Source organism: Enterococcus villorum, assembly GCF_007990225.1.
Lineage (GTDB): Bacteria > Bacillota > Bacilli > Lactobacillales > Enterococcaceae > Enterococcus_B > Enterococcus_B villorum.
In genome coordinates this window covers 41,489-60,407 of the sequence record NZ_BJWF01000004.1, presented here as the reverse complement: position 1 = coordinate 60,407, position 18,919 = coordinate 41,489, and the positions used below count along the sequence as shown (strand labels likewise).

Annotated in this window: 15 protein-coding genes and 1 riboswitch; of the genes, 13 read left to right on the top strand and 2 right to left on the bottom strand. The window is 34.0% G+C overall.

Annotation, left to right across the window (positions count from 1 at the left end):
• Nucleotides 1–259: 259 nt before the first annotated feature.
• The 11 genes from gmuD to EVI01_RS03135 all read left to right on the top strand — a co-directional run bounded on the left by gmuD (nucleotide 260) and on the right by EVI01_RS03135 (nucleotide 12,883).
• The gene (gmuD, locus tag EVI01_RS03190) at nucleotides 260–1,657 is read left to right on the top strand and encodes a 6-phospho-beta-glucosidase GmuD (RefSeq protein WP_010751640.1); all 1,398 of its coding nucleotides are present in this window, start codon (nucleotides 260–262) and stop codon (nucleotides 1,655–1,657) included.
• 370 nt (nucleotides 1,658–2,027) lie between these two features.
• Nucleotides 2,028–3,098 carry an ABC transporter ATP-binding protein gene (locus EVI01_RS03185; protein ID WP_010751639.1) on the top strand — a complete coding sequence of 357 codons (1,071 nt, stop codon included), beginning with the start codon at nucleotides 2,028–2,030 and terminating at the stop codon, nucleotides 3,096–3,098.
• Entirely contained in the window at nucleotides 3,098–3,985 is an 888-nt protein-coding gene (locus EVI01_RS03180; RefSeq protein WP_010751638.1) for a carbohydrate ABC transporter permease, read from the top strand. The genes EVI01_RS03185 and EVI01_RS03180 overlap by 1 nt, the downstream gene beginning before the upstream one ends.
• Nucleotides 3,982–4,800, top strand: coding sequence for a carbohydrate ABC transporter permease (locus EVI01_RS03175; protein WP_010751637.1), 819 nt, complete (start codon nucleotides 3,982–3,984; stop codon nucleotides 4,798–4,800). The genes EVI01_RS03180 and EVI01_RS03175 overlap by 4 nt, the downstream gene beginning before the upstream one ends.
• The gene (locus EVI01_RS03170; protein ID WP_010751636.1) at nucleotides 4,784–6,085 is read left to right on the top strand and encodes an MBL fold metallo-hydrolase; all 1,302 of its coding nucleotides are present in this window, start codon (nucleotides 4,784–4,786) and stop codon (nucleotides 6,083–6,085) included. Before EVI01_RS03175 ends, EVI01_RS03170 begins: the two co-directional genes overlap by 17 nt.
• Nucleotides 6,086–6,111: 26 nt before the next feature.
• A complete protein-coding gene (locus EVI01_RS03165; protein WP_010751635.1) occupies nucleotides 6,112–7,392 on the top strand; it encodes an ABC transporter substrate-binding protein in 1,281 nt (426 codons plus the stop codon).
• Nucleotides 7,393–7,467: 75 nt separating this feature from the next.
• Nucleotides 7,468–9,018, top strand: a complete 1,551-nt coding sequence (locus EVI01_RS03160) for a bifunctional metallophosphatase/5'-nucleotidase (RefSeq protein WP_010751634.1) — start codon at nucleotides 7,468–7,470, stop codon at nucleotides 9,016–9,018.
• Between the two features lie 322 nt (nucleotides 9,019–9,340).
• The gene (locus EVI01_RS03155; RefSeq protein WP_010751633.1) at nucleotides 9,341–9,910 is read left to right on the top strand and encodes a hypothetical protein; all 570 of its coding nucleotides are present in this window, start codon (nucleotides 9,341–9,343) and stop codon (nucleotides 9,908–9,910) included.
• A gap of 216 nt (nucleotides 9,911–10,126) precedes the next feature.
• Nucleotides 10,127–10,891, top strand: coding sequence for a Fic family protein (locus tag EVI01_RS03145; protein ID WP_010751632.1), 765 nt, complete (start codon nucleotides 10,127–10,129; stop codon nucleotides 10,889–10,891).
• Nucleotides 10,892–11,217: 326 nt separating this feature from the next.
• Nucleotides 11,218–12,549 (top strand): Y-family DNA polymerase, encoded by a 1,332-nt coding sequence (locus EVI01_RS03140; protein ID WP_010751631.1) that lies wholly within the window; start codon nucleotides 11,218–11,220, stop codon nucleotides 12,547–12,549.
• Nucleotides 12,539–12,883: a hypothetical protein gene (locus tag EVI01_RS03135; protein WP_010751630.1), complete on the top strand. Its 345-nt coding sequence runs from the start codon at nucleotides 12,539–12,541 to the stop codon at nucleotides 12,881–12,883. Before EVI01_RS03140 ends, EVI01_RS03135 begins: the two co-directional genes overlap by 11 nt.
• Nucleotides 12,884–13,325: 442 nt before the next feature.
• On the opposite strand, the gene EVI01_RS03130 is transcribed toward EVI01_RS03135, so the two are convergent.
• Nucleotides 13,326–13,580, bottom strand: coding sequence for a hypothetical protein (locus EVI01_RS03130; protein ID WP_244150171.1), 255 nt, complete (start codon nucleotides 13,578–13,580; stop codon nucleotides 13,326–13,328).
• 497 nt (nucleotides 13,581–14,077) lie between these two features.
• Here EVI01_RS03130 and EVI01_RS03125 point away from each other — a divergent pair, with 497 nt between their 5' ends.
• Nucleotides 14,078–16,165: an LTA synthase family protein gene (locus tag EVI01_RS03125; RefSeq protein ID WP_010751628.1), complete on the top strand. Its 2,088-nt coding sequence runs from the start codon at nucleotides 14,078–14,080 to the stop codon at nucleotides 16,163–16,165.
• A 493-nt stretch (nucleotides 16,166–16,658) separates the two neighbouring features.
• Nucleotides 16,659–17,525, top strand: coding sequence for a helix-turn-helix domain-containing protein (locus tag EVI01_RS03120; RefSeq protein WP_025480674.1), 867 nt, complete (start codon nucleotides 16,659–16,661; stop codon nucleotides 17,523–17,525).
• 376 nt (nucleotides 17,526–17,901) lie between these two features.
• On the opposite strand, the gene ndk is transcribed toward EVI01_RS03120, so the two are convergent.
• Nucleotides 17,902–18,348: a nucleoside-diphosphate kinase gene (ndk, locus tag EVI01_RS03115; protein WP_010751626.1), complete on the bottom strand. Its 447-nt coding sequence runs from the start codon at nucleotides 18,346–18,348 to the stop codon at nucleotides 17,902–17,904.
• A gap of 222 nt (nucleotides 18,349–18,570) precedes the next feature.
• Nucleotides 18,571–18,745: riboswitch (M-box (ykoK) riboswitch) on the top strand.
• Nucleotides 18,746–18,919: the final 174 nt, after the last annotated feature.

The following is an 18,919-nucleotide window of genomic DNA, read 5'->3' as shown; positions in this document are numbered from 1 at the left end:
AGAATGTTGGTATAGGTAAATATGTCTCTTCTATTCAAGCTCATTTCTTTTTGAATGTCAACTTTTCCTCTTTTATTCGGATGATTTGATGAATAGAAAATCCTAGAAAAAATGGCAAATAAAAAGAATAATGGCTAAATAAAAAAACGGTTTCTAAATAGTCTTGTATATCGAGAAAACGTTTGCTATATTGATGAGGAACCAACTAAAAAAATGGCTGAAAACAAATCAACCGAAAGACTGAAAAGAAGGTGCAATTATGACAAATTATCTATTTCCCGAAAATTTTTGGTGGGGATCAGCAGCAAGTGGACCACAAACCGAAGGACGGGTTTCTGGCGATGGCAAAGGGGAAAATATTTTTGATTATTGGTTTAGTAAAGAACCTGAGAAATTCTTTGATCAAGTAGGACCAGGAAAAACTTCACAAGTGTATACGAAATATAAAGAAGACGTTCAATTAATGAAACAGACTGGACATAATAGCTTTCGGACTTCGATCCAGTGGAGTCGTTTAATCCCAGATGGTACGGGTGAAGTTAATCAAAAAGCTGTGGCGTTTTACCATGATTATTTTGATGAATTGATTAACAATGGGATTGAGCCGTTCGTTAATTTATATCACTTCGATATGCCGATGCCTCTTCAAGAAAAAGGCGGGTGGCTGAATCGGGAAACAGTTGATGCTTATGAACGCTATGCAAAAATTTGTTTTGAATTATTTGGTAAGAAAATCAAGAAATGGTTTACTCATAACGAGCCGATTGTTCCAGTGGAAGCAGGGTATCTTTACCGCTGGCATTATCCAGAAGAATCAGATATGAAACAAGCAATTCAAGTGGGGTATCATGAAGCACTAGCTTCTGCCTTAGCAATCAAAGCGTATCATGCCATGAATTTAGAGGGACAAATTGGCATTATTTTGAATTTAACACCAAGTTACCCTAGAGATGAAAATAACCCTGAAGATGTAAAAGCAGCATTGATTGCTGATGCCTTTTTCAATCGTTCTTTTCTTGATCCGGCAGTCAAAGGCGAGTTCCCACAAGAATTAATCGCTATTGTCAAAGAATTGGATATGATGCCTGATGTGAAAGATGGGGATTTGACGATCATTAAAGAAAATACCATTGATCTGCTAGGTATCAATTATTATCAACCAAGAAGAATCAAAGCAAAAGAAACGCCAGTTGATAAAGAAAACGGGCCCATGCCAGAAGATTATTTTGACAATTACGCTATGCCTGGACGCAAAATGAATCCTTATCGTGGTTGGGAAATTTATGAAAAAGGGATATATGATATCTTGATTAATGTCCGTGATAATTACGGCAATATTGATTGTTTCATTTCAGAAAATGGGATGGGTGTCGAAAATGAAGCTCGTTTTATTCAAGAAGATGGAATGATACATGATGATTACCGAATCGAATTTGTTCAAGAACATTTAAAATATGTTCATCAAGCAATTGAAGAAGGTGCGAATTGTCTAGGCTACCATATGTGGACATGTATGGATAATTGGTCCTGGACCAATGCTTACAAAAATCGCTATGGATTTATTTCTGTTGATTTATCAAATGATGGCAAGCGTACCATCAAAAAGTCTGGTCATTGGTTCAAGAATCTATCGGATACAAATGAACTAGTCATATAAAGTCTAAAAGTTTTACCTATTGGTTTATCCAAATGAATAGGTAAAACTTTTTATTTTTACTAAAATTAGAATACAATGAAAACGCTCTGAAATATATATAAATAAGGAATGTTATTTGATATCTTTATTAAGTAAATATGCTTTTTGCTTTATTTTATTCGAAAAAATCAATTGTAATCGTTTTTAAAACTTTAAAATACGAACGTTATAATTTGAAGGGAGGAGCTAAACCATAAACTAGTTGTATTTCTTTTCAAGATATTTACACAGAATTAAACCAATCTACACATCGAAACATTAACATTGGTTTGAGAGCAATATTCGTCAATACCTATAAAAAGAAATTATATTATGTGAGGGGCTAGGAAAAATGATTGAGGTTATCGATCTGAAAAAAGTATTCGATAATGGATTTGAAGCACTAAAATCAGTTGATTTTCAAATTGAAAAAGGAGATCTTGTTTGTTTGCTAGGTCCCAGTGGCTGTGGAAAATCAACCATTTTAAATTTGATTGCGGGTTTATTAAGTCCCAGTCATGGAGATATTCGTTTTAATGGAGAATCGGTCGTACGAACTGAACCGAAAGATCGTAATATTGGTTTTGTTTTTCAAAATTATGCGTTGTATCCCCATATGACTGTTTTAGAAAATATCATGTTCCCTCTACCAGTTGGAGAAAATAAGATTAAAAAAGCAGAAGCAAAAAAAATTTCTCAAGAATACATGAAATTAACCAATATTGAAGAACTGCAAGACAAAAAACCAGGAACTTTATCAGGTGGTCAACAACAACGTGTGGCGATCACTCGTGCTTTAGTCCAAAAACCAGAAGTGTTGTTACTAGATGAACCATTGAGTAATTTAGATGCACGTTTAAGATTGAAAATTCGTGAAGAAATCCGACGCTTGGTAAAAGAAGTAGGAATCACAACGATTTTTGTTACTCATGATCAAGAAGAGGCCCTTTCTATCAGTGATAAAATTATTTTACTAAATGAAGGTATCATTCAACAAAATGATATCCCACAAAATTTGTATTTGGATCCAGCCAATCTATTTGTTGCCAATTTTATTGGAAATCCCATTATAAATACATTGCCGATTGAAGTCGTAAACGGGAAGATCATTCATTCTGAATTTGAATTTCCGCTATCAACACTTGATACAACCAGATTAAAAAAATCGTTAGCTGACGGTCACTATGTATTAGGAATCCGTCCAGAAGATGTTTTTCCTACTAACCAGGGGCTATTTGAAGCAAAAATTTCTGGTATTGAATTAATCGGGCGTGAACAAATTTTAAACTTTATGCTTGCTTCTAAACGCTTGAAATCCATTGTTGCTATTGAAGAAATGATGGAAGAAGGTGCAGTATTCTCATTTGATTTTCAATATAAAAAGATGTTTATCTTTGATGACAAAGGGGAGCGTGTGTACTGATGTTAAAAAAAGCATACCATCCAGAAAATCAACCAAAAGCTTGGTTCTTTTTATTGCCGTCTTTGGTCATTATTGTTTTATTCAGTATTTACCCATTATTTCGTTCTTTAGCCATGAGTTTTCAAAAAGGTTCTTTGATTAATCAGCAATTTGCGGGAATTGAAAATTATCAACGTGTGCTATCGGATCCAGTGTTTATGAAAGCTTTACGGAACACAGCACTGTTTGCTTTTACGGTTGTCCCTATTTCGTTACTTCTTTCATTGGGGATTGCTTGGGTGATTTTTGAAAAAGTAAAACACAAAACTTTCTTTGAAACTATATTTTTCATGCCTTATGTAACTAGTACGATCGCCATTGGGATTGTTTTTCGTTATTTTTTTAATGGGTCTTACGGGATCGTCAATTATTTCTTGAATTTTTTTGGATTTGAATCAATCAATTGGTTAGATAATGTCTCAATGAGTATGACGACATTGATCATTTTTGGTGTTTGGACGAGTTTAGCTTTTAACATCATTATTTTACTGGCAGGATTAAGAAATATTGATGAAGAACATTATAAAATTGCTCGGATGTTCGGAGCGGATGCTTGGGAAATCTTCAGTAGAATCACCTTTCCACAACTTGTGCCAACCATCACCTTTTTATTGACAGTCAATCTTATTGGTGCTTTTAAAGTTTATACACAAGTCTATGCGTTGTTTGGTGGTCAACCGGGAATCGCCAAGAGTGCCACAACCGCAGTATTTTATATTTATGATAAATTTCATATTGCTGGTAGACCGGGAATTGCAATGGCTGCAACTGTTATTTTATTCTTTGTCATTTTATTGATCACCTTTATTCAAAATCAATTGTTGAAGAAAGTGGGGAGAAGAGGATGAAGAAACTTATGACAGTGCTTTCATTGATTTTTATCGGTATTTTAGGAGTGATTACGCTCTTCCCATTTATTTATATGATTTTAGCTGGGTTGATGACTTACAGTGAAGCAACGAGTATTCCGCCAACGTTTATTCCAGAATCTTTTCGGTGGGAGAATTACGTTCAAGTATTTGAAAAAGCGCCATTTTTACGCTATTTCTTGAATACTGTCTTCGTTTCATTAGTGACGACGATCGCTACCGTGATTACTTCTGTTTTAGCTGCATTTGCATTAACAAGCCTAGAATTTCGTTTTAAAAAGTTCATTATCGGTGTCATGATCTCTTTATTGATGGTACCTTATGAATCAATTATATTTACAAATTACAATACGATTTCACGTATGGGGTTACTGAATAGTTATAGTGCATTGATCATTCCTTTTTTAACAAGTATTTTTTACATTTACTATTTAAACGGTTATTTGAAGAGTATTTCTAGTACTTTTTATAAAGCAGCCAAAATTGATGGAGCTAGCGATTTAGAATATATTTGGAAAATTTTAGTGCCTATGTCTAAACCTGCCCTAGTAACTGTAGGAATCTTAACATTTATTTCAAGTTGGAATTCATTTTTGTGGCCATTGCTTGTAACGAATGAGAAAAAATATCGATTGTTAAATAATGGATTAGCTGCGTTTACATCTGAAAGTGGGAGTGATGTTCATTTACAAATGGCCGCAGCCACGCTAACGGTTCTTCCTATTTTGATTATTTATTTAGTGTTTAGAAAAGAAATTATACGAGGAGTGGCAAAGAATGGTATCAAAGGATAAAACAGTGATCACTTTCCACAGCGGGATTTTAACGATTGGCGGAACGATTATTGAAGTTGCTTATCGCGATGCCCATGTTTTTTTTGATTTTGGAACAGAGTATCGCCCCGAATTAGATTTAGTAGACGAATCTTTAAGAACGTTATTGGATCATCGGTTAATTCCTCATTTGAATGGTATTTACGATAAACGTTTGAGTAATACTAACGATCTAATTCAAGAAGAAACAACGAAAAAAGTTCAACATACGGCGGTTTTTCTGTCTCATGCACACTTAGACCATTCGAAAATGATCAATTACCTTGATCCAGCGATTCCTTTATACATATTAGATGACACAAAAAAAATCTTGCATTCCCTTCACAAAAATGGGGATTTCTTAATTTCGTCCCCCTTTGAGAAGAAGGGATTTGTGCGAGAAATGATTGGACTTGAACCATTTGATACAGTCCAAGTAGGAGAAATTAAGGTAGAGATTATTCCAGTTGATCATGATGCCTATGGTGCTGCTGCTTTGTTGATTCATACACCTGAGCATACGATTGCTTATACAGGAGATTTGAGACTTCATGGTTATGATCGCCAGTTAACGGAAAATTTTTGTAAAAAGGCTTTTCATGCTGATTTACTGATGATGGAAGGTGTTAGCATTAGTTTTCCTGAGAAACAGCAAGAAGACAATCAAATAAAAGTAACGTCAGAAAAAGAATTAGTAGAGGCTTTTTGTCAATTAGTGAAACAACACCCCAAGCGTCAAATAACATTTAATGGTTATCCAGCAAATGTGAAACGCTTTGAAATGTTGGTCAAACATTCGCCAAGAACGCTGGTTTTAGAAGCAAATATGGCTGCTTTGATGAAAGAAGTTTTAGGAATAGATGTTCCTTATTACTACTTACCAAAAAATCCAGTTCTTCCTATTCTTCAACCAGAACTAGAATATTCCTATGAGGTTTTACGCAACGACCGAACTAATTTTGTTTGGCAAGTTGTTGATAATATAGAAAATTTACAAGGAGGAGGTTTATATATTCATAGTGATGCACAACCATTAGGCGATTTTGATCCACAGTATGCTGTCTTCTTACAGCTTTTAGAAGAAAAGCAAATTGAATTTGTTCGGTTGTCTCTTTCTGGTCATGCCTTTCCAGAAGATTTAGGAACAATTATTGATAAGATACAACCGAAATTGCTCGTTCCAATTCATACGTTAAAACCTGAAAAGTTAGAAAATCCTTATGGGGAAAGAATTTTACCAAAACGTGGCGATCAAATTATTTTATGAAGAGAAAAAGGAGCGTAAAAAATAAAATGATGATGAAAAAATGGGCTTCAGTGTTTTTGGCTACAGCGGCAGTATTGGCTTTAAGTGCTTGTGGAAAGAATGATAAAGTGGATAGTTCAAGCTCAGAAATTGTCACAGAATTAAAAGAAGATACAACCATCAATTTCTGGCATGCGATGAATGGTGCGCAAGAAGAAGCGTTGACCAAATTAACGAATGATTTTATGAAAGAAAATCCTACGATCAAAGTAGAATTACAAAATCAATCTCAATATTCTGACCTACAAGCAAAAATCAATTCGACTTTGCCTTCACCAAAAGATTTGCCAACAATTACCCAAGCTTATCCCGGATGGCTGTGGAGTGCAGCGCAAGATGAGATGTTGGTTGATTTAGACCCATATATCAAGAATGAAACAATTGGTTGGAACGATCAAGAAGAGATTCGCAGTGCACTATTAGATGGGGCGAAGATCGATGGTAAACAGTATGGAATTCCCTTCAATAAGTCGACCGAAATGCTCTTTTATAATGCTGATTTACTAAAAAAATATGGTGTAGAAGTTCCTACGACGTTGGATGAATTAAAGACAGCTTCAAAAACGATTTTTGAAAAATCAGATGGAAAAGTAGTTGGTGCAGGATTTGATTCTTTAAACAACTATTATGCGATTGGGATGAAAAATAAAGGGATTAATTTTGATCAAAAATTGTCATTTGATAGCAAAGAATCACAAGAAGTGATCAACTATTATGCAGATGGGGTCAGAGACGGCTACTTCCGAATGGCAGGTTCTGATAAATACTTATCTGGTCCTTTTGCAAATGAACAAGTCGCGATGTTTATTGGATCAATTGCTGGAGAAGGCTATGTAAAGAAAGATACAGAAGGAAAATTTGAATACGACGTTGCTCCACGTCCAGAAAAAATCAATTTACAACAAGGAACAGATATTTACATGTTCAGTAGTGCAAGTGGAAAACAACGTACAGCAGCTTTTGAATACATGAAATTTTTAGCACAACCAGAAAATCAACTTTACTGGGCAAATATGACAGGTTACATGCCAGTTGTTGAATCTGTTCTTGAAAGTGATGAATACAAAAATTCAACAGAGACAAAAGTTCCAGAACATTTAGAAGCAGCAACTTCAGACTTATTTTCCATACCAGTAGTGGAAAATGCTGATCCTGCTTATAATGAAGTGCGTTCGATTATGGAAAATATCTTGTCAAATACAAATCAAGACACCGATAAATTAATCAAAAACTCGGTAACGCAATTACAAGATGCATGGAATCAATAAAATAAGGATGATTTTAGGACTTTAGCTTGAATGCTTTAGTCCTAAATGTTTGATGAATGAGATAGGGGATAAAATATGAAGATAACATTAGTAGCAACAAGTGATGTTCATGGTTATATTTTTCCAACAAATTATGCCACCGATCAAGAGCAACCTTATGGCTATGCGAAACTTGCCAATAAAATCAAGGAAATACGGCGAGAAAATGTTGACCCAGTATTTGTTATTGATAATGGCGACTTTATTCAAGGTTCTCCATACAGCTATTATTTAGCAAAAAGTCAAAAGCATAGCGTAACAGAATTAACAAATGTGTTAAATCATTTAACAATAGATGCAAGTGTCTTAGGAAATCATGAATTTAACTATGGATTATCCTATTTAAAAACAGCAATTGCAAGCTATCACCACCCAGTACTTTCTGCGAATATTCTGGATAAAGAAGGGAAGCCTTATTTTGGTAAACCCTATGTGATAAGTGAAAAACAAGGCATCAAAGTGGCAATTTTAGGGTTAACAACGCAATATATCCCACACTGGGAACAACCTGAAACAATTAAAGGGTTACAATTTGTCTCCGCAGTTGAAACAGCGAAGTACTATGTACCTAAACTTCGAGAATTGGCTGATATTGTGGTCGTTGCCTACCATGGTGGTTTTGAGCGAGATTTAGAGACCAGCAATCCGACAGAAGCATTGACTGGTGAAAATGAAGGATATCAACTTTTAGAGGAAGTAGCTGGAATAGATGCATTTATTACGGGACATCAGCACCGAGTGATTGCCACCAAATGGCAAGGTATTCCTGTGATACAACCAGGTTATCGAGGAGAATATTTAGGGAAAATCACTTTGACGCTTCAACAAACTGAAAAGGGATATCGTGTTTCTGATGGGCAAGCAGAATTGGTTTCCATGCAGAATGTAAAAACGGATAAGGAAACGTTAGATTTAGTGAAAAAGACAGAAGCTGAACTAGAAACATGGCTTGATCAAACAGTTGGTAAAGTCCATGGAAATATGCAAATCACAGATCCAATGCAGGCACGTGTCTTAGAACATCCTTACATTGAGTTTATTAATCGTGTGCAGATGGAGGCTAGTCAGACCAAGATTTCCGGGACAGCTTTATTCAATAATGAAGGAAAAGGCTTTGGTGAACAAATCACCATGCGTGAAATTATTACCAATTATGTTTATCCGAATACATTGGCTGTCCTTAAAATCACGGGTCAGGATTTAAGAGATGCGTTAGAGCAAACAGCAAATTATCTTGCTGTAGAATCAGAGGAGATCGTTTTTAATAAAGCCTTTATTGAACCTAAACCCCAATATTATAACTATGATATGTATGAAGGGATTAACTATTTGATTGACTTGAGTATGCCTGTAGGACAAAGGATTACGAAGCTAGAAAAAGAAGGAAAAAAGATCCAACCTGAGGAAGAGTTGGAAGTGGTCATGAATCAGTATCGAGCAGTTGGTGGAGGAAATTATCAAATGTTTTCAGCAGAGAAAATTATTCGAGAAATACCAATTGATATGACAGAATTAATTGCTGACTATTTACGAAAACATCAAACGATTAAAGCGAAGGTTAATCATAATTTTCAAGTAATCAAATAAAAAGAGAGTGGCCAGGAAAAAAGATAAAGATTATTCATTATTTGTGCGTTATAAAGCCTATATTCGTGTGCTGAACTTATTTTTTCAAAATAATTCTATAGGTTAATTAATGATTATTATCTTTTTCCTGCTAGCCAATCGATGACAAAAATTATTTTAGTAAGAATTATATCTTGAATCTACTTCTCCTTTCAAGCACTTATTTGATGAGGTTTTTTTATTAAATAAAAATAATGAAAATTATTTAATAACTTTTCTGTCTTTATTCTTCATTTTTTGTATATAATGGAATAGGCAAAATTGAATAGGAGTGAAGGAAGGTATGAGAAAAAAACGGCCTTTTCTTCTCTTTTGGTTAGTTGGTTTTTTCTTATTGCTTATTTTCTCAGCAATTGGTTCAGGAAAGATGTCGGCGGATATTGCGGAACTAGAATCAGAAAAAATCATTGCAAGTAAACAATCAGTAGATAAATTTAAAAAAGAATTTTCGACTTATTGGTGGGAGGACTACCGATTAGTAGCCAACTACGATAAGGGAGAATTAGAGATTTATTTGCCAAAAGAAAAGGAAAGTAATCAATTTATCAATATCGACGATGTCTTGAGTGCCATTTCACTTAGACAATATCAATTCAACGATAAAAATTTAACTGTTTTACTTTTAACACATGATAAAGAAAAATTAGCACGATTAAAAAATGGAAAAGTAATAACCAGCTATTCTGATAAAGTAAATAGCGAAGTCGTAGACACACGACTAAAAGAATGGATAAAAATGAATAAAGAAGTGAAAGAAGTCAAAGAACACTCTGACACGATGACGGAGGATCAACCTGAGATGGCTGGTTCAACAAAAACAACAGATACCATACAAGACGCAACGAACAAGTAATCAAGTTTTTCGTCCTATGATTCAAAAATTGAATTTTCGATATTCATTTCAGTGGAACTTAGCGATTATTTAAAAAATTAAAGATTAGATAAAAAAACAATTAAGATTCCACATTGGTTAAATGTACGTGCTACAAACGAGGGAATCAATTTTTCTAAAACGATGACTGAAGCTTTATTAAAAAATTGACGATCCAAGGAACAGGAGGGATCCGTAGTGGTGGACATTGAGAAATTAGATTTAGTCACACGCCTTCAATTAGAGAAAAAAGGGAATATACATGGAAGTATTTATCATATTACGCAAGTTGAGATGGCATATAATTCCAATAAAATTGAAGGATCACGGCTATCTGAAAAACAAACAGCTTTAATATTTGAAAATAATTTAGTTCCACCAGCTGATAACGGAGAAGCGACTAAAATAGATGATATCAAAGAAGCTGAAAATCATTTCAAAGGGTTTGATTACATTTTAGATAACTATGATAAGCCACTTACATTGAAGCTTATTAAAACCATTCAAGGCATTCTAAAGAAGGGGACTTCAGATGAAGATAATCCTTTAAAGCCTGTAGGAGAGTTCAAGGTTATTGAAAATATTATAGGTATTGGTTATACAGAAATTGAGACGGCTTCACCTGAAGAGGTTGCTCCCAAATTAAAAAAGTTGATGGATGAATATCAAGATGCTTCACCAATGACTCTCGAAAAAATCATAGATTTTCATGTTAAATTCGAACGTATTCACCCATTTGCAGATGGAAACGGACGAACAGGACGACTACTGATGTTTAAAGAATGTTTGAAACATAATATTGTTCCTTTCGTATTAAAAGATGTTCATAGGGATTTCTACTATCGTGGTCTTAATGCTTGGAACGACAACAAAGGCTTTCTGTTGGATACAATCGGCATGGAACAGGACATGTACAAAGAATTTTTGGAGCGCTTTAAATTTAAGGGAAATATTAGGGACTGATAAAAAAGCAGGTTATTAGATTTTAAAAGAGAGTGTGGCTTGATACGGGAAAGACGTACCTTTCTATATTTTGGCGCTCCATGTGCGTAACAGTTGTTCACCCTGCTAGAAACAATAGATAAATCAGAGAAAGCAGATTACGTTTTATACAAGAAAAAATAAAATTATATTTTGAATACTAAGAGTGTCAGTGAACGGCTGATGCTCTTTTTTATGATGATGAGCTGATTTAGCTGAATGATTGCTTTATAAAAAGACCATTATTATTTTTTTCTTTACAAAAAAGAACATATGTTTGTATAATGGTTTTGGAATGGGGGAGAAACATGCTTGATTACTCAAAAGAACCGATAAATGATTATTTTCTAATTGATATTAAGTCATTTTATGCGAGTGTTGAGTGTATCGAAAGAAACCTTGATCCATTAACAACGCCTTTAGTTGTGATGAGTCAAGCAGATCATACAGGAGGTGGATTAATTTTAGCTTCTTCGCCTACAGCAAAGAAGAAATATAACATTACAAATGTGAGTCGACCAAGAGATTTGCCACAACCGTATCCTAAGGAATTATACATTGTCTCACCAAGGATGAATCTTTACATTCAGCGAAATCTTGAAGTGAACAATGTTTTTAGAAAATATGTCGCAGATGAAGATTTATTAATCTACTCGATTGATGAATCAATTCTTAAAGTAACGAAATCATTAAATCTTTTTACTAAGGCAAAAACACGTAGTGAACGGCGTAGACAGTTAGCCAAATTAATCAAGGAGCAAGTTCAAAAAGAAACGGGGTTAGTGGCTGCTATCGGAATTGGCGATAATCCGCTGTTGGCTAAACTCGCTTTAGATAATGAAGCAAAGAATAATGAAGAGTTTATTGCTGAATGGACGTATCAAAGTGTTCCAGAGAAAGTCTGGAATATTTCTGAAATGACAGATTTTTGGGGAATTGGTTCGCATATGAAAAAACGTCTCAATCACAAGGGAATTATGAGTATCAAAGACTTAGCCAATTGGGATCCTTATGCACTCAAAAGTCAATTAGGGGTGATAGGGCTTCAATTATATTTTCATGCGAATGGTATTGACCGAACGGATATAGCGATCCCACCAGAACCAACCAAAGAGAAGTCTTACGGTAATTCGCAAGTGCTTCCGAATGACTATACTAGAAAAGATCAAATCGAACTGGTAATCAAAGAAATGGCGGAACAAGTTGCGATTCGTATACGTCAACACAATTGTAAAACTGGTTGTGTCCATTTATCGATAGGAACGTCTATTTTAGAAACAAGACCAGGTTTTTCACACCAGATGAAAGTACCAGTCACGAATAATACCAAAGAATTACAAAATTACTGTCTCTATTTATTCAATAAGTATTATGAAGGACAAGAGGTTCGACACGTTGGCGTGACTTATAGCAAACTTTTTTATACAGATTCATTGCAGTTGGATTTATTCAGTGAACCACAAAAACAAATTGATAAAGAAAACTTAGACAAGATCATCGACCTAATCCGACAAAAATATGGCTTCACGTCCATTGTACATGCTTCATCATTATTAGATGGAGCACGAAGCATCAAACGAAGCAAGTTAGTCGGTGGGCATGCAGGTGGCAATGGAGGAATGATGGACGATGGAGTCTGAAGATCGAGGACGATTGAAATGGACGGGTTTTTATTTATCCGACCATACAGAAAAAATTGATCAAGCAAAGGCGCAAAGAGGCAATCATAATAGAGCAAAAGAACAAATGACACCTGAAGAAATTTCAGCGGTATTAAATATTGCTATAATCAAGAATCAACTTGTATCGATTCAAAAAGAAGAACGAGATATGGAGGGCAGTTATCCTGATGATATCGTTGGCAAAATTAGTGGGTGTGATGAACTAGGTATCTATATAGATAGACAAAAAGTCCACTATGATGAAATCAGAAACATTACTTTTTACGAAACAAAAAAATGGAGCCAACTATGAATCATATGATTTATAGTGTTAAAATTTTCTTGTAAACCATATAAACTCCGGGAAACAAAAAATACAATCGAAACAAAATGATTTCTTTTGATTTCCTACAGGCACAAAAACTATTATTCATGGAATGGATGTTATTAAGCTAAATAGCGAGATATTTGTTGTAGTGAGATATCAATTAGGGGACTATTATGTGATCTTAGTTGATCATAATACATCTCTACAGTTGTTAAAATAATGATAAGGGCAATGAGCTCTCTAGATAGACCTTAGAGAATGGGGACTCTAAGGCCTTCTTTAAAAGTTATAACGAAATTTCACCAAAATTTTAATAATAATCTTTGAAAAACTTGTTTGTTGCATGAAAAACATTGAACGACAATAAGTGATTGCTAAAAGGGTTCTATATTTGGTTCTTGAAGCTGACCACTTTTTATTCAATCGCTCAATTAGGAAACACTGACGTTACGTGATTTTTCTGCTGGGCATGTTTATTTGCAGCTGAAACAGCCGTACTTGCTAATAAATGCCAGGCACTATTATAGCCACAAGTATGACATTTCCAGTAATATCCCATCCCACGTTTGTTTGTATGAAATGTTTCAGCGGACACTCTTTCATTTGTTAAAACCGTCTCTTCATGAGAATGTCCTGATTCGTTTACAGCAGTATCTGCGAACTGGGGACTGCTCAAAAACACGCCTAAACTCAAAATACTTAGGGTTAACACAATTTTTCTTTTCATACAATCTTTACTTTCTTTTTTTGATAACGTTTGCAAAAAATGTTAAAACATACAAAGCGCATGTTTAAACCACATGACTATGAATCTCTATTCATTTTACTATACGCAACAAGTGTTAGTTGTTGCGTATCATGAAAAGTTGTTTTGGTTTCATAATCGTAATTCAATTGGTTGGGTGGTCTTAAAAGCACGAACGAAATACAGAATTTTACTATTTTTTTATTGAAAGTTAGAAGTGGCTAAAATCTCAACTGCTTAAACTAGCGATAAGAAAAAAAGGAGTAAAACGGGGAGAGTCCTTTTTTTCCTTCAATCTGAGTTTTCTTTTTCTTTTATCATATATGCAGATTGCTCAGGTTAATTCTAAAAAAAATCTTAAAATAACCATTTTTTTAGAGAATTTTCATTTTTGAAGAGCAAAATGTACAAAAATGAAGAGAGAAGTGATAAGAGTGACACATTTGAAAAAATTGTGCCAAAATCGATTGTTTATTGTATTGACCGCCAGCTTTTTCTTTTGGCTGAAAACCATTTTTGCCTATTATGTTGATTTTTCATTAGGAGTAGAAGGAAGTATCCAATATTTTATTTTGTGGATCAATCCAATTGCAACAACCCTGTTGTTTTTTGGATTAGCTTTATATGTAAAAAAAATAAAGCCTGCATTGTTTCTTCTTTTATTTATAGATATTTTAAATACGCTTTTGCTCTATTTAAATATTATTTTTTATCGAGAATTTACCGATTTTATTACAATAAAATCTGTTTTAGGTTTTTCAAAAGTTTCTCAAGGTTTATCTGGAAGCTCATTTTCATTAATGAAGCCACATGATGTTTTATATTGGTTAGATATTTTAGTATTTATTGGTTTACTGATTTGGTTGCTTGTGAAAAAGATTCCTATAAATAGCCCAGCGGTTTCTAAGCCCATTGCAATGGCGGTTTCTTGTCTAGCAGCACTCATTTTTTCAGGTAATTTAGCACTTAGTGAGGCAAACCGTCCGCAATTGTTGCAACGAACTTTTGACCGTTCTTATATTGTCAAATATCTTGGGATTGATGCGTATACGATCTATGATGCCATCAAAACAGGCATGACAAATAGTGTACGTGCCCATGCAAGTAGCAACGGAATTGATGACGTATTAGCTTATACGAAAAAGCACTATGCAACACCTAATCCTGAAACATTTGGACTAGCGAAAGGGAAAAATATTATCGTTCTTCATTTAGAAAGTTTTCAACAATTTCTAATTAACATGAAAGTAGATGGCCAAGAAGTTACGCCATTTTTGAATAGCATTTATAAAAATCAATCAACCATTAGTTTTGACAATTTTTTCCATGAAGTGGGTCAAGGTAAAACAAGTGACGCTGAGAATATGTTAGAAACAGGAACGTTTGGATTGCCACAAGGTTCATTGTTTACGGAACTTGGCTCTGATAATGTGTTTCAAGCGGCTCCTGCGATTCTTTCACAACAACAAGGATACACGAGTGCAGTGTTCCATGGGAATGTGGCCAGCTTTTGGAATCGAGATCACGTCTATAAAAATTTAGGTTACGATAATTTCTTTGATCGCTCTTATTTTAAGCGCACAGATGAGACATTAGGCTATGGTATTTTAGATAAAGATTTGTTTAGAGAATCGGCGCAATACCTCGAACATTTGCAACAACCATTCTATACCAAGTTCCTTTCTGTAACGAACCATACACCCTATTATACAGATGATAAGAATTTTGATTTTCCATCTTTAAATACAGGTAATAGTACTGTAGATGATTATGTTCGTACCGCTCATTATCTGGATCAATCATTGGAACAATTTTTTACGTATTTGAAAAAATCTGGCATTTATCAAAACTCAATGTTTGTCATTTATGGCGATCATTTTGGTATATCAAATACGGATAATAAAGACCTTGCTACAGCGCTAGGAAAGGATGCTGATACTTGGGATGCTTATGATAATGCACAATTACAAAGAGTTCCACTGATGTTTCATATTCCTGGATATACAAAAGGGGAGATTAAGCATACGTATGGTGGTGAAATTGATGTTTTACCTACGTTACTTCATTTAGTAGGAATTGATGATAAAAACTACATTTATTTTGGGACCGACCTGCTCTCTGATCAGCATGATCAGGTAGTCGCATTTAGAAACGGAAATTTTGTGACACCTGATTATACTGTTTTAAATGGCAAGACTTATAGTAATCAAACGGGGGAAATCATTGATCCAAAAACGGCCGGTATTCAAAAAGAAATAGAGAAAGAGCAAGAACAAGTAAAAAATGTTTTAAGCTTATCAGATAAATTAAACCAAGAAAATTTATTACGTTTTTATGTGCCAGAAGGATTCCAGACCATTGATCCTAAAAAATATAACTATAAAAATGAAGCAGAAAAAAATGAAGCAGAAAAAAATGAAGCGATTGAACAACAAAAAGGAAACAAGTCAACAAGTGTTTATTCTAGAAATGGGAATAAAACGACTACTAATCTTTATCCATCCGATGATCTGACAAAATAAGAATCATTGCCAAAAAACTTCTAAAAAGTTGAAACGAATGAACTTTTTAGAAGTTTTTTTGTATTACTCATAAATTTTTGTATTTTAGCGTATGTAATTAGTGAATGAAACAAATTTTTTACATCGAAACAGCAGAACGAAGAGAATAAAAAACGGCGATTCATGTAAAAAATGGTTAAATTCAATGAAGGTAAGAATAAAAATGAAAGGGAACAAAACAGGGTATTGAGAGAAAGAACATAAAAAAACACGATAAAAATAGTAGTTACAAGGAGGGAAAAGTTTGTCAAAAAAATTATCTATAAATGAACAATCATGTTCAAATAAATAGAATATACAATGTTCTTTTGTGGATTCATGGAGAAAAGGAAGAGAATAAAAAATGGTCACACGGTCGTTTTCACATGAATCATCTGCGAATATTGAAGAGTTCAGATAGTTTGAGCATCAATTTATGGATAGCACATTTTATAGTTTTGACAACGAAAAAATTATGTATGATGGCAAATTAATAAAACAACTTCGAATCAATCGAAAGTTGACTCAAACACAATTAGCAGCAGGTATTTGTTCAAAAACATCACTCGTGGCGATTGAAAACCATTCAGTCAAGAAAATTTCTTTTTTTACACTGAAAGCTTTCTTAGAGCGATTAAATATTTCTTTAGCGGAGTACGAATGGTTACGCAATCAAATCGAAGAGCCTAAAAAAGCAAAAAAAAGTCGGCATTTATTAAATAAAATAGAAGAAGAGAACTTTGATCCCTATAAAGAAATAGCCAATAACCGCAAGCAATTTAAAAAAACATCTGATTTATATTACCTCATACTCAATTTACAGATGTTTTGGAAAACCAGTGAGAAATTAGAATTACAACTTGAATTTTTACGCTACGAATGTCGTACGATTGAAGAATATTTTATGCAGGTAAGGGAATATGGCCGTTTTGAACTAGAAATCCTTTCTAGATATCCTTATATTTTTAGCGATTCATTTATTGATAACAATTATTTGAAAATCAAAAAAAGAATGCGTCAAATGTCAGATGCTTTCAAAGAAAAATATTTATTTACTTTTTTAATAAATTTAACGCTTTATTATATTGATAAAAAAAGGTTTAAAAAAGCTCGCAGTATTAATATGGACATGTACCGTAGTCTAGCACATAAAGAAAAATCAACGATCATTTATGAAACTCTGATGACTGAATATTACAAAAGGTTAATTGCCCAAGCTTTAGGAGAACCCATGCAGGAAGAGACGAATACATTGTTCACGGTGATCGAATATACATTAGGGAAAAAAGAGCGTAAAGTACTAGAAGAAAAGCTATTAGAAGTAGCAAAAGTAAAAGAATAAACCTAAAAACGTTAAATAAATACGCAAAAAAAGTAAGAAAGAAGAACAATTAAAGAACGAGTCATTTTTGTTCCACTAATCATGTTTCGTTTTATTTTGTTCTTCTTTTCTACTAAAAAAGGATTGAAATAGTCAGACAATTTTTTATGCCTATTCTTTAGATGAAAATACTCGTATCTTCAATCGGGTAGAAGAATCGGTTTTTTATTGTGGCATTTGTTGCAGGTATGAGATCAAGTAATCGACACAGATAAAGGATTCGTTGACACTAGCAAAAAAGTGTTAAGATTATTTAGAAAAACTCTCTTCTGTGAGTAAAGAGACAAATACATCAGCAGATTCTGTTTCAAGAATATCAAGTTTAAATGATGAACATTTAAAGAGCTGGGTGATTTACTTCATTTTTTTTCTTTTTAGAATCAACTATTGGAAAAAAACGTTGAATTTCATTAGTAGCAGCATCTCGTGAATCTGAAGCGTGAATAATATTTTCGGTTCCAGGCAGTGCGTGATCGCCACGAATGGTTCCAGGAGCTGCATCAACAGCTTTTGTGGCACCCACCATTTTACGAACGATGTCGATAACATCCTCTCCCGCTAAAACAAGATAGACAACAGGTCCTGAGGTCATATAATCAATCAGTTCATCAAAAAAACTACGACCGCTTAAATGATGATAGTGTTCTTGTGCTAATTCTTTTGACATGGTACCAAATTTCATCTCAGTAATGGCTAAGCCTTTTTCTTCGAATCGTTGGATAATACGTCCAACAAGATGTCGTCTGACGCCATCTGGCTTAATAATGACTAGCGTACGTTCCACATTAAACACCCCTATTCTTTTGTTATACTTTTATTATACTGGTGTCTAGTGAAACGTACAAACAAAAGTAAAAGATTAAAAAATGAAGGAACAGTTTTACTTTTTTTATTATGCGATTCGATTGTATTTGGCAGAATAATTATTTGTCACAATTGTTTGAAAAAAGTGAAAAATTAGTTTGACAAGCGCTTGATAAGTTGTTATATTTACGAAGGAAAACTAAATAGGATTTGTTAGGTGAGGCTCCTATACAAACATAGGCTACTGCCCAAAAACGTCGAGAGACGCCAATGGGTAGAACAGGAATTGTCGAGACAAGGCTTTTCATAAGGTAGCTAAAAGCAAGTTATTGCTTTTTACGTTGTACAGTGTCAAAACTCAACGATGAGATCAAAGAAGCTTTTTTAATGTGCTTTTTCGACCTTTCGCTGAACTTTGACGAAAGGTCTTTTTTGCCTTTACAAACCGAATGTTCCAAAAATGTAGGAGGTGGTTTTGTTGGGAAGTTAACGGTGATACGAAAAGCGAAAAAACGAAAAATCCATTACAAAATAAAGGAGATGAGAACAAA